The organism is Aeromonas jandaei (genome assembly GCF_037890695.1).
Taxonomy (GTDB): domain Bacteria; phylum Pseudomonadota; class Gammaproteobacteria; order Enterobacterales; family Aeromonadaceae; genus Aeromonas; species Aeromonas jandaei.
On record NZ_CP149571.1, the window covers coordinates 2,541,205 to 2,554,038 of the forward strand.

6 protein-coding genes and 1 pseudogene are annotated in these 12,834 nt (G+C 61.3%); 4 read left to right on the forward strand and 3 right to left on the reverse strand.

Annotated features, from left to right (window positions below; translation table 11 throughout):
* The first annotated feature begins 4 nt into the window (after positions 1 to 4).
* Together WE862_RS12140 and pbpC are read left to right on the forward strand one after the other, a co-directional pair.
* Positions 5 to 4,894 (forward strand): alpha-2-macroglobulin family protein, encoded by a 4,890-nt coding sequence (locus tag WE862_RS12140; protein WP_042033428.1) that lies wholly within the window; start codon positions 5 to 7, stop codon positions 4,892 to 4,894.
* Positions 4,895 to 4,946: 52 nt separating this feature from the next.
* Positions 4,947 to 7,291: pseudogene (gene pbpC, locus WE862_RS12145) on the forward strand (penicillin-binding protein 1C).
* Between the two features lie 426 nt (positions 7,292 to 7,717).
* On the opposite strand, the gene WE862_RS12150 reads toward pbpC, so the two are convergent.
* Complete coding sequence (locus WE862_RS12150; RefSeq protein ID WP_042033430.1) at positions 7,718 to 8,683, reverse strand: hypothetical protein; 966 nt, start codon at positions 8,681 to 8,683, stop codon at positions 7,718 to 7,720.
* Positions 8,684 to 8,861: 178 nt separating this feature from the next.
* On the opposite strand from WE862_RS12150, the gene thiI reads away from it, so the two are divergent.
* The gene (gene thiI, locus WE862_RS12155) at positions 8,862 to 10,310 is read left to right on the forward strand and encodes a tRNA uracil 4-sulfurtransferase ThiI (protein ID WP_042033431.1); all 1,449 of its coding nucleotides are present in this window, start codon (positions 8,862 to 8,864) and stop codon (positions 10,308 to 10,310) included.
* 49 nt (positions 10,311 to 10,359) lie between these two features.
* Here thiI and WE862_RS12160 read toward each other — a convergent pair whose 3' ends face one another.
* Together WE862_RS12160 and WE862_RS12165 are read right to left on the reverse strand one after the other, a co-directional pair.
* The gene (locus WE862_RS12160; RefSeq protein WP_339058620.1) at positions 10,360 to 10,776 is read right to left on the reverse strand and encodes a hypothetical protein; all 417 of its coding nucleotides are present in this window, start codon (positions 10,774 to 10,776) and stop codon (positions 10,360 to 10,362) included.
* Positions 10,777 to 10,868: 92 nt separating this feature from the next.
* Positions 10,869 to 11,504, reverse strand: a complete 636-nt coding sequence (locus WE862_RS12165) for a trimeric intracellular cation channel family protein (protein WP_041209925.1) — start codon at positions 11,502 to 11,504, stop codon at positions 10,869 to 10,871.
* A gap of 382 nt (positions 11,505 to 11,886) precedes the next feature.
* On the opposite strand from WE862_RS12165, the gene flaA reads away from it, so the two are divergent.
* Complete coding sequence (gene flaA, locus WE862_RS12170) at positions 11,887 to 12,801, forward strand: flagellin A (RefSeq protein ID WP_042033436.1); 915 nt, start codon at positions 11,887 to 11,889, stop codon at positions 12,799 to 12,801.
* The last annotated feature ends 33 nt before the right edge of the window (positions 12,802 to 12,834 follow it).

Consider the following 12,834-nt stretch of genomic DNA (forward strand, 5'->3'; position numbering starts at 1 on the left):
ATCTATGCGCCTCTTTCACGCTCGCCCGGTTTCCCGTTGCTCTGCCCAAGGAGCACTCTCTCTGAATCGTCGCCGCTGGTCGGCCCTGCTGCTATCCGGGTTGGCCGGTTTGCTGCTGGCCGGTTGTGGCCCCGACAAGCCTGTCGCCAATACGCCGACCACTCAGCCCGCTGCCCAGCAGGAGGCCGGGGCACCGAGCTCAGTCGTACAAGCCAATGCCCGTCAATATCGCGACGCGCCAGCGCTGGCGCTGGTCTTCTCCGGCCCCTTGGTGCCCAAGGCAAACTGGCAGAGCTGGCTTGGGGTCAGTGAAGGGGGCAAGCAGGTGCAGGGGGAGTGGATCCTGGCCGACGATGGTCGCACCCTCTATTTCCCGAACGTTCAGCCCGACAAGAGCTATGAGGTGAGCCTCAAGGCGGGGCTGGGCCCATCCCCCCAGAGCTGGACTCTCAAGACCCGGCCGCTGGAGGCGGGAGCCTCTTTTACCGCCAGTGGCATGGTATTGCCGCTGCGCGACGAGCTGCGCCTGCCCATCAGCGCGGTCAATGTGGATGAGGTCAATATCGACTTCTTTCGGGTCGATGCCGAGTATTTGCCCCGTTTCCTGGCCGAGTATCGCCCCGGTGCCGGCATGGGCAACTGGGAGCTTGAACAGATCACCAAGCGGGCCAAGCGGGTGTTTAGCGGCCGCTATGCGCTGGAGCTCGATGCCAACCGGCGCGAGACCCGCCTCATCAATGTGAAGGAGCCGCAGCTGGCGGAGGCTGGCGTCTACTTTGCGGTGATGTCGCCCCTTGGCAACTATGACTGGCGCAAGGAGACCACCTATTTTGCGGTGAGCGACATGGGGCTCAGTGCCCGCCGTTACCGCGATCAGCTGGAGGTGTTTGTCAGCTCCCTGGCCAGCGCCGACCCGCTCAAGGATGTGCAGCTCTCCCTGCTCGACGAGAAAGGCAACCGGCTGCAGGTGCAAACCACCGATCCGCAGGGCCATCGTCGCTTCGATCAGGTGCAGGGTGCTCGCTTGCTGCTGGCCGAGCAGGGCAACCATCTGGCGGTGCTGCGCCTCGATGGGGCGGCGCTCGATCTCTCCACCTTCGATCTCGGCACCCAGCCTTGGCAGGCCCAGCAGCTTTATCTGTTCAGCGGGCGCGATCTCTATCGCCCCGGCGAGCGGCTCGACAGCGAGATCCTGCTCAAGGGGCAGGATGGCCAGCTGTTGCCCGGCATGGCGGTGGAGCTGGAGGTGAAGCAGCCGGACGGTCAATTGCTCGAACAGAAACGGCTGCTGCCGGACAATTTGGGCGCCGCCCACTACGGTCTGCGTTTGCCGGACGATGCGCCGCTCGGGCGCTGGACCATCAACCTCAAGACCGCCGCCGGTAGCCGCTTCGAGTGGCCTTTTCTGGTGGAGGAGTTTCTGCCGGAGCGGCTGAAACTGCAGCTTGGCAAGGGGCCGGATGGGGAAGTGACGAGTCTGGACGCCGCCCTCACTCTGCCACTGCAAGGGGACTATCTCTACGGTGCGCCAGCCAGTGCCACCAAGGCCAAGGCAGAGGTGAAAATCAGCCGCGCTACCATGCCCTTTACCCAGTGGCAGGAGTTCACTCTGGGTGACGTGCAGCTCGCCGAGCAGGCCAGGGATCTCGAGCCCCTCAATCTCACCCTCGATGCGCAGGGGCAGGGGACTTTTTCGCTTGCTGATGAACTCGATGGGGTGCGTACCCTCGGGCCGCTGGAGGTGGCCTATCGGGTGTCGCTCGCTGAGCCCGGTGGTCGCGCCGTCAATCGCAGCCGCACCCAGTATGGCTGGCCCGCGGGCAGCCAGTGGCCGGCGCTCAAGGCCGACTTCGTGGCGGATCGGGTAGAGGGGGGTAAGCCTCTGCCCTTCCAGATCCTCAATCTCGATGAGCAAGGCCAACCGGTGGCGGGGGCGGTGAAAGTGCGCCTTGTCAACGAGTACCGTGACTACTACTGGCACTACGCCGATGGTGAGGGGTGGAAGTACGAATTCAACAGCCAGCCCTATCTGGAGCAGGAGCAGACCCTGCAGCTGGATGGCAAGGGGCCGACCCCGCTCACGCTGCAACTGGCGGCGGGCTGGTATCGGTTGGAGGTTGAGAACAGTCAGGGCCATCAATCGAGCCTGCGGGTGGAGATCGGCAGTTACGCCTGGGGGGGCGGTGGCGAGCAGGCACGGCCTGACAAGATTGCCATCACCCTCGACAAGCGTGCCTATCAGGCGGGTGACAAGGCCAAGGTGACGCTGGTGGCGCCGCGCCCCGGCAAGGGGTTGCTGCTGGTGGAGGATGGCGACGGCCTGCGCTGGTGGCTGCGTATCGAGCTCAAGGGGGCCGGTGGCGGTGCCAAGGATGCCCGTGGCGAGTTCGAGATCCCGGTCAGCCCAGAGTGGCAGCGTCATGATCTGCATATCTCGGCCCAGATCGCCGCGCCAGACAGCGCGTCCAAACCGGTCAGTAGCCAGCAGGGACAGAGCTTGCGCTCGGTCGGGCTGGTGCCGCTCACCCTGGATCGGGAAGCGCGCCGTCTGCCGCTCACCCTGAGCGCGCCTGATAAAGCGGTGCCGCTCACTCGACTGGAAGTGACCGCGACCTCCACCCCCAACAGTCAGGGCCGCGTGGTGCTGGCTGCGGTGGATCGGGGCGTGCTCAATATCAGCGACTACCAGCCTCTCGACCCGTTCGAGATCTTCTTTGGCCGCAAGCGCTTCGCCCAAGATTTGTTCGACAACTACGGCCAGGTGATCCCGCCGCAGGATGGCAAGCTGGCCCGCCTCAATTATGGGGGTGACCGGGCGCCGCTGAAAAAGGGTGGCGCGCTGGAGAGTCGGGTCGAGATCGCCGCACTGTGGAGCGGCGAGGTGAGTTTTGACCAGCAGGGCAAGGCGGTGATCCCGCTCGATCTGCCCAACTTCAACGGCGAACTGGCGCTGATGGCGCTGGCCTGGAACGAACAGCAAGTCGGCGAGGCCGAGCGCGCCGTCAAGGTGGTGGCGCCCTTGGTTGCCGAGATCGGCTGGCCGCGCTTTGGCGCCAGAGGGGATGAGACCCGGGCGCTGGTGCAGCTGCGCAACATGAGCGGCGAGGATCAGACCCTCTCCCTTGCCTGGACCCTCAATGGCGGGCTCAAGGCAAATGGCGAGTTGCCCGGCACCCTTGCCCTTAAAAATGGCGAGGAGCAGTGGCTGACCCTGCCGCTCACCGTGACCGTGGCGAGCGGTGTGGCGAGCCTGCAGTTGGCGGCCAGCGGCAAGGATTTTGCCATCAGCCGCGACTGGTATCTGCCGCTGCGCTCCCCCTGGCCTGCCGAGACTCGCCAGCGCTACCAGATGCTGGCCCCCGGCCAGCAGATGAGCTTTGCGCAAAGTGAGCTGGCCGGGCTGGATCGCGCCAATCTGCAGGGGCTGCTCAGCCTCTCCGGTACTCCGCCCTGGGATCCGGCAGCCCAGTGGCAGGCGCTGGCTGACTACCCCTACGCCTGTCTGGAGCAGACCCTGTCCCGTGCCTGGCCTTACTTGCTGACCACGGCGGATGAGCGGGCCGCCTGGAGCAAACCCGCAGAGGGCAAGAAAGCGGCGAGCGAGGCGGATGTGCAGCGCGCCCTGCTGCAACGGCTGCAGCGGTTGCAACTGCCAAGCGGCGGCTTTGGTCTGTGGGATGGCCGCTCCGACGAGGAGCAGTGGCTCACCGCCTATGCCGCCGACTACCTGCTGGCGCGCAAGGAGGCGGGTGACGCCGTGCCGGAGGCGATGCTTAATCAGGCGCTGAACCGGCTGCAAAGCTATCTCACCGACAGCCAGTACGGCGAGCGCTGGAGCAGTGCCCCCGAGCACAGCCGGCTGGCCTATCAGGCTTACAGCGCCTATGTGCTGGCCCGGGTGGGCAAGGCACCGCTCGCTACCCTGCGTCTTATCTGGGAGCAGCAGGCCGATCATGCCCGTTCCGGCTTGCCGCTCTTGCACCTCTCGCTGGCCCTCTCGGCCATGGGGGATGAGCAGAACGCCGCCAAGGCCCTCAGCCGGGCATTGGCGACCGAGCGCGGTGATGATTATCTCGGGGATTACGGCTCACCGCTGCGCGATCAGGCCCTTGAGCTCTCCCTGCTGCGCCAGCACAAGCTGGCTGCGGAGCGCTGGCCAGCCCTCAGCGCCAAGGTGGCCGATACCCTGGCCCACCGTCAGTGGCTCAGCACTCAGGAGCGGCTCGCCCTGCTGCGACTCGCCCGCTTCGATCCGGCCGTCGACTGGCAGGCCAGGGTCGCCTCATCCTCTGGCATTGAAGCCTTGAGCGGTTCGGCCCCGTTGCAGCTGAGTGCCCCCGAGGCGCTGGCGGCCAGTGCGGTCACCAACGAGGGCAAGGGCTCGCTCTATGTGCAGCGCACTCTGGTCGGTTACCCCGAACAGGCGCCAGCACGGATCAGCAAGGGGATGAGTGTGACCCGCAGCTGGTTCAACAGCGACGGCCAGCCGTTTGATCCCGCCAAGGTAAAGGTGGGCGATCTGGTGGTGGTGCGGCTCAATGTCAGCAGCGAATCGGCGGTGCCCGATGCCCTGCTGGTAGAGATGGTGCCCGCTGGCTTCGAGCTGGAGAACCCGGCCCTTGGCAACAGCATCAAGCTCGAAGAGCTCTCCATTGAGGGGAAACCGGCGTGGCAGAGCGAGTGGAACGACTATCTCAAGCATCAGGAGTTTCGCGATGACCGCTACACGGCTGCGCTGGATCTGAGCGAGGGGAGCAACCAGCAACTGGTCTACCTGATGCGGGCGGTGACGCCGGGTCGCTATCAGGTGCCGCCGACCCAGGTGGAGGATATGTACCGCCCCGAGCTGCGTGCCGTGGGTGAGGATATCCATGAGGTGATCATCTCTGAGTAATGTTCCCTCCCTTGAGCGGGTTCGCCCGCTCACTTTCTGGCAGCGTGGTTGGCTGAAATTGGGTCGCAGTGGCCACGCTTGCTGGCGCTGGCTTGGTCGCCTGCCACGCTGGCAGCGTTGCTCGGTGCTGGGCGTTGTAGCACTGCTCCTGTCATTGCTGGCACTGGATCGACTCTTCCCGCCGCCACCGCTCGACCCTGCCTACGCACGGGTGGTGCTCGACATGAAGGGGCGACCGCTGCGCGCCTTTGCCGATACCAGCGGCGTGTGGCGCTATCCCGTGACCCTGGAGCAGGTCTCCCCCCGCTATATCGAGGCGCTGCTGGGCTACGAGGATCGCTACTTCTGGCGCCATCCCGGGGTCAATCCGGTGGCCATGGTGCGCGGGGTCTGGCAGTGGCTGCGTTACGGGCGCGCCGTGTCGGGCGGCTCGACCCTCACCATGCAGGTGGCGCGTCTTATCGAGCCCTACCACAGGAGCGTGCCCGGCAAGCTGCGTCAGATGGCCCGCGCGCTGCAGCTGGAGTGGCACTATGACAAGCGCACCCTGCTCACCGTCTACCTCAACCGGGCGCCGTTTGGCGGCAATCTGGAGGGGGTGCAGGCAGCAAGTTTTGCTTATCTTGGCAAGAGCGCCGCCAAGCTGACCTATGCCGAGGCTGCACTGTTGGCGGTGCTGCCGCAGGCTCCCAGCCGCAACCGGCCGGACCGCCATCCCGAGCGGGCCCGCACCGCCCGTGACAAGGTGATGCAGCGGCTGGTAGCGCAAGGCGTCTGGCCCGAACAGGTGTGGCTGGAGGGGCGTATCGAGCCGGTGCTGGCTCGCGGCCACTTCACGCCGATGGAGGCGCCGCTCTTTGCCCGTCTTGCCGCCGACAATCAGGCCGGGGCGCTGGTGCACACCACCATAGACGGCGATCTGCAGCGTTGGTTGGAGGGGCGGGTGGCGAGCTATATCCGGCGCTTTCCCGAGCAGACCTCCGCTGCCCTGCTGCTGGTAGACAACAAAACCATGGCGGTGCGCGCCTATGTGGGCAGCGCCGAGTATGGCAATTTGCGTCGCCACGGTTACCTCGACATGGTGCAGGCGATCCGCTCTCCCGGCTCCACCCTCAAGCCCTTCATCTACGGTCTGGCCATGGACGAAGGATTGGTGCATTCGGCCTCCCTGCTCTCCGATGCGCCAAGGCTGGGCTCGGAGTATCGCCCCGCCAACTTTTCCGGTGCCTTTCAGGGGCCGGTGACCCTTGCGCAGGCGCTGCAGCAATCCCTCAACGTGCCGGCGGTGCAGGTGCTGGAGGCGCTTGGGCCGGACAAACTGGTCAGCCGCCTCGACAACGCCGGGGTGAGACTGGCGCTCTCCGACAAGCCCAACCCGGCCATCGCGCTGGGGGCTGCGGGTATTCGGCTCGAACAGCTGGTGGCGCTCTACAGCGCGCTGACCCGGCAGGGGCAGGTGGCAATGCCGGTCTGGCTGGCGGGGCAGCAGGCGGTGTCGCGCCCCTTGCTGAGCCCGGGGGCGGCCTGGATTATCTGGCAGATCCTGAGCGCGCAGGGGCGGGCGGATCAGCCTTTTGCCAGCGAGGCGACCGGCCGGGTCAATCGACTGGCCTGGAAGACCGGCACCAGCTATGGCTATCGCGACAGCTGGGCGATGGGGGTCTCCGGTCGCTGGACTATCGGCGTCTGGCTGGGACGCCCCGACGGCACCCCCATGCCCGGTTTTTACGGCCAGAGTGCAGCTGTGCCGCTGCTGCTCTCTGTCTACTCGCGGCTTGCCGACAACAGCCCCCTGCCGGCACAGCCCAATACGGTGAGCGAAGCCGAGATCTGCTGGCCGCTGGGGCGCAAAATGAGCGCGACCCAGCCTGAAGCCTGTTTGCTGCGTCAGAGTGCCTGGTTGCTGGAAGGGCGTGATCCTCCCACCTTGCCGGATCCCATGGACTGGCCCTCGCCGCTGCGTCAAGTTGCGCTCACTGCCGCGGGCAAGCCGACGCTGACCCGTTGCCCCGATGCGGCGCAATCTGGTTTTCGGGCCCTCTGGCCATTGTCGCTGGAGCCGTGGCGGTCCCCGGCGAGCGACGGCAGGCGCTGCTGGCCAGCGGTTGTGCAGGGGAGGGGCAGAGTGCCGAGCTGCAGGCTCCCATTCGCATCGTGGCGCTGGGGGAGGGCAATCTTATCCGCAGCCAGCGCTATCGGCTGCAGCCCAAGGTGCTCGGCGGTGTCGGCAAGCCGGCCTGGTTTCTCAACGGCCAGCGGCTGCGCTGGGATGGGGATCAGGTGCTGAGCGTGGCGGGGCTCTACCAGTTGGTGGTGGTGGATGAGGCGGGCAACAGCGATCGCATCGAGTTTCGCGTGGTGCATCCTGACAGTGATGCCGGCACCATCACCCGTTGAGCGTTTTGCCGACAGCCATTGAGGTGAATGTAATTAACCATTTGAAATGCATCAATATTTGATTGGATGAATTAATTTTTGAATAATTGCGAGTTCATTCAAATCCAATCGGGAGTTCTCTTTTGCTGCGTGTTCTGTGTCCCTTGCTGGTGCTGATGAGTTCGGGCTGTGCCACTACCAATCATGGTGATCACCATGTTTCTCCTGAACGTACCGGGTTCTATTCACCTTTCGAACCCGCTTCCGAGAGTTTTGTACGTTGTTATCAGAAACAGTTTGCCTGTACCCCTGCCAATATCCGCCGTGACAGGGCGATGGAAGCGCGCCGTGACGCACAAGAGCGGGCCAATCACCGTGGTGATGATTGGTAGGCCGCAGATAACGAGAGGGGTTGGCAGATGCCAACCCCTTTTTCATTCCACCGGTTCAGCCCGGTTGGCGCAGATGGCCGAGCCGGGTGAAGAAGTGCTGGCTCTTGCGCTGGTGAAAGTGGCTCTTCTTGATGGGATGGAAGATGAGGTTGCTTTCGGGGTGACTCGCTTTTAACTGGTGGAGCATCGCTACGGCGGGCAGGCTGGTGCTGACCAGGGTGGTGAGTGGCATGCTGATGGTCTCGGGGCCGAGCAGTTGATTCAGCCCTTGCCGGGCCTGCTCGAAGCGGGTCAGGGCCGACGGATCGGCATAGCCGCTCCCCAGCATGGTGAGCAGGTTGTCGAGGGCCAGATGAAATTCGGCCAACTGCTGGCGAAAGCCGCTGCGCCCGCGCAGGGCGATAAGCTCGGCGAAAGAGATCTCGCCGAGGTGAGTGGGTACTTGCAACGGGATCTCGAGATGGAAGCAATCCTGACCGCCGCGATTGTGGTAGCGGGATTCGAGCAGATGGAGCAGGCGGTCCAGATAGTCGTGATCGGTAATGAGCGCCCCGTCATTGGCGAGTGCCCACTCACGGGCAAGGCGCATGGAGAGCAGATTGGCAAAGCGCCGTGCCATTCTTATCCCCCCCTGATCCCGACTGGCAAAACCATGGTTGAGGCAAAAGCCGTGCAGCCGCTCCAGCCCCGCCTGATCCGGGCAGAAGCAGTCGTGGTTGGCCCCCTGACGCCAGCGGGTGACCAGCTCCTTGTTACCAAACACCTTGTGACGGACAAAATCGGGAGCAAGCAAACCGCTTAACTGGCTTTCGAGTTGCGGAGTGATGGCGGCAAAGAAGGCGGCATCGGGTCGCTTGGCCAGCAGATCGGTCTCCTGCTCGAGGGTTTGCTGCAGAGTGGTGAGACCGCTCTTTTCGCTGACGGTGAAGACAAAGGCGAGCCGCTCCAGATAGAGCAGGGCAAACTTGAGCCAGAGCTCGTCGCGTACCTCCATACCGGGGTAGTAGATATAGGTCTTCATCGTATCGGTCTGTCGCCAGAAGTGGTGCCGGGGTGCAGGGTCGGGAATATACGCAAGATTGGCGCTGCACGGCAAACACTGCGTGGGGTAATGTGAGCAAACGCTCATCCAGTAGGCGCTGGCCACAAAGTTCTGATATAATTCGCGCCCTTAAATCAAGGTCACCCGAGTCATTACCATGAAGTTCATTATTAAGCTGTTCCCGGAAATCACCATCAAGAGCAAGTCGGTTCGCCAGCGCTTTATCAAGATCCTGCAGGGCAATATCCGCAACGTCCTGCGCCGCTTCGACGACGATGCCCGCGTACGGATGGATTGGGACAAGCTGATTGTGAGCTCCCGCAATGACCAGTTCCGCGAGCAGGCCATCGAAGCTTTGGCCTGTATTCCCGGCATTCAGGCCTTCCTCGAGGTTCAGGCCAGCAAGTTCACCGATCTGCACGACATCTTCGAGCAGGTGAAAGCCGTGTGGGGCGACCAGCTCAAGGGCAAAACCTTCTGCGTGCGCGCCAAGCGCCACGGCAAGCACGAGTTCTCCTCTCTCGAGATTGAGCGCTATGTGGGCGGTGGTTTGAACCAGCACTGTGAAAGCAACGGCGTGCGCCTCAAGAATCCGGATGTGAAGATCAACCTCGAGATCGATGGCGAAGAGCTCTTCATCGTCAGCGCCATCCATCAGGGCCTGAGCGGCATGCCCATCGCCACTCAGGAAGATGTGCTGAGCCTCATCTCCGGCGGTTTTGACTCCGGTGTGGCCTCCTTCCAGTTCATCAAGCGTGGCTGCCGGGTGCACTACTGCTTCTTCAATCTGGGCGGCGCCGCTCACGAAATCGGCGTCAAGCAGGTGGCCTATCACCTGTGGAACCGCTTTGGCTCCTCCCATCGGGTACGTTTCACTGCGGTGGACTTCGAGCCGGTGGTTGCCGAGATCCTCGAGAAGATCGACAACGGCCAGATGGGGGTGGTGCTGAAGCGGATGATGATGCGTGCCGCCGCCAAGGTGGCCGACGAGTTCCAGATCCCGGCGCTGGTGACCGGCGAGTGTGTGGGTCAGGTTTCCAGCCAGACCCTCACCAACCTGAACGTCATCGACCGGGTGACCGACAAGGTGATCCTGCGCCCGCTTATCACCTGGGACAAGCCGGACATCATCAGTGAAGCCCGCCGCATCGGCACTCTGGAGTTCGCCGAGACCATGCCGGAGTATTGTGGCGTCATCTCCAAAAAGCCGACCGTGAAGGCCGATCTGGCGCGCATTGAAGAGGAAGAGGGCAACTTCGACTTCGCCATTCTGGACAAGGTGGTGGCTGAGGCCCGTTACCTCGATATCCGTCGTATCGGTGAAGAGACCGCCGCCGAGGTTCAGGAAGTGGAGACCACTGCCGAGAGCGGTGACAATGAGGTAATCCTCGATATTCGCTCCATGGACGAGCACGACGAGAAGCCATTGCTGGTGGAAGGGCGTGAGGTCATGCATATCCCCTTCTTCAAGCTGGCTACCGCCTTTGGCGATCTGCCCAAGGAGAAGACCTACCTGCTCTACTGTGATCGCGGCGTGATGAGCAAGCTGCAGGCGCTTTACCTGAAAGAGAAGGGCTTTACCAACGTCAAAGTTTACCGTCCGTAATTTGACGCTCAATCTCCCATAAAAAATCCGGCCAATGTGCCGGATTTTTTTATTTCACCAGTTTGTCATGCCCATCAGGGGCAGGGACCGGGGTGAAAGAATCTTGTCCCTGACAGCGCCAGCCCATCTCGGCTTCTCGCATCTGCCAGAGATTATTGCTGCGATAGAGGGTCAGGATATAGAGCATGTCGCTGTGCGAGCCATCCAGTGCGACAGAGAGCACCAGATCGTTATCCAGCTGCTGGGCGTGGATACGACTGGTCATGTCGCCATGGCCGACAAAGCGCAGCGCCACTTCCCGATAGTCATTGACCCAGCCTTGCTGCTCGTTGCTGGCCTGACGTATTACCTGATTGAACTGCTGTACTGGTGCCGAGGCCAATCGGCCAAACACCGCCTGTGCCTCGGCATGAAGTGCCGTCACGCTGGTGAGAAAGAGCGTGGCGAACATTCCGATCTTTTGCATGAGAAGTTCCGGCTAACAACAACTGTGTTGTATGACAACAGAAAAGCGCGTTTGGTTCAACGCGAAGCCCCGCACACTGTGCGGGGCTTCCCTCAATTGCTGCGCTGTAGCGAGAAGGTGGGCAGGGAGAGATGCCAATAGATGGCGGCAACCCGCAGGCCAAATACGGCGCTCATGCAGATAAGCATGGCGGTGACCCGATCCATATCGGCCTCCAGTGCCAGCGTGTAGAGAATGCCGCCGAGGATACAGGCGGTGGCATATATCTCTTTTTGCAGCACCATGGGCACTTCTCGGGCCAGCACATCGCGGATCATGCCGCCAGCTACTCCGGTCATGGTGCCCATCAGTACGGCGATTAGTCCCGAAGTACCAAAGTTGAGGGCTTTCTGGGCGCCGATCACAGTAAAGAGGGCGAGCCCAAAGGCATCCGCCACCGGCAAGACATACCAGGGCATGCGGCGCGGCAACTTGACCATCCACATACCGATGAGTGCTGTTGCAATGACCACCCAGATGTAGAGAGGGTCACGAACCCAAAATACAGGTGTAGCCCCAAGGATCATATCGCGAATGGTACCGCCACCGATGGCGGTGACTGCCGCCAAAACCATGACGCCAAATCCGTCCATTCTGAGCCGGCCCGCCACCAGAACCCCTGAAAACGCGAATACCGCAGTACCAAACATGTCGCTGATGTAAACAAGCTGCTCAACCACTGTCTGCATGGAAACAACTCACGTCAAATTGTTGATGGGGCGGCGATTTTAGGGGCTGGCGGCGTCAACCGCCAAGATGCCGTCGACAAAATTGCGAGTCTGCCCCGATTTTTTTCCTCTTCGTGGAACCGTCGGTGTCGTATGGGTTGCTTGCGATGCTGCGAGGGGCTCGTTGGTACAGGCCTTCCCATCTTCACTCTGGTGGCGATTTTTTTCTTAAGTTAATCGATGACATGCCGATAAATAGGGTAAGCGGCGTTAATGCGATGAAGCGTTGAAAAAAATGCTAAAGACATCGAAAAACGGGCCGTTAAATAAGACGCATCGGGCACGAAACATAATAAAGCTCGAGCAAATAGAAGAGTAAATTTAATAGCTTAGGAGAATAGTCATGGGCCTTTATATCAACACCAACGTTTCATCGCTCAACGCTCAGCGTAACCTGATGAATACGACAAAATCACTGGATACATCCTACACCCGTTTGGCATCTGGTCTGCGCATCAACAGCGCAAAAGACGATGCCGCCGGCTTGCAAATTTCCAACCGTTTGACCTCCCAGGTCAACGGGCTGGATCAAGGTAACCGCAACGCCAACGATGGTATTTCGGTTGCGCAAACCGCTGAAGGTGCGATGGATGAGGTGACCAGTATGTTGCAGCGGATGCGTACTTTGGCACAGCAATCAGCCAACGGTTCAAATAACACGGATGACCGTACTGCTTTACAGCAGGAGTATGACCAGCTGATGACCGAAATCGATCGCGTTGCCAAAGATACTACATTTGGTGGTCAGCAACTTCTAAACGGTGGTTATAAAGGAACATTTCAGGTTGGTGCTGATGCAGCCCAGACCATCACTTTTAAAATGACCACTGCGTTCACCATTTCTGGTATGGCATCTGCGGCCAAAGGAAGTGCCACAATAGCTGCAGGCAGTACTGGTAGTAAAGAACCCTACAAGGTAACTGCCTCGTCCTCCGCTATCACTGTTACGAACATGAATTCCATCAAGAGTGCTAGTGCTGCACAGTCAGCAATGGCGAACTTGGACTATATGATTAAAGTTGTAGATAGCAAACGTGCTGAATTGGGTGCGGTACAAAACCGGTTCGATTCGACAATTCGTAACCAGGCAAACGTCTCTGAAAACGTCAGTGCAGCACGTTCACGGATCCGTGATGCGGACTTTGCGACCGAAACTGCAAACCTGACCAAACAGAATATTTTGCAACAGGCTGCTTCGACCATACTGTCTCAGGCTAACCAGCGTCCGCAATCTGCACTGTCGCTGCTGCAAGGCTAACAAAAGAAAACAGGGCGGTTGTTCAGGCCGCCC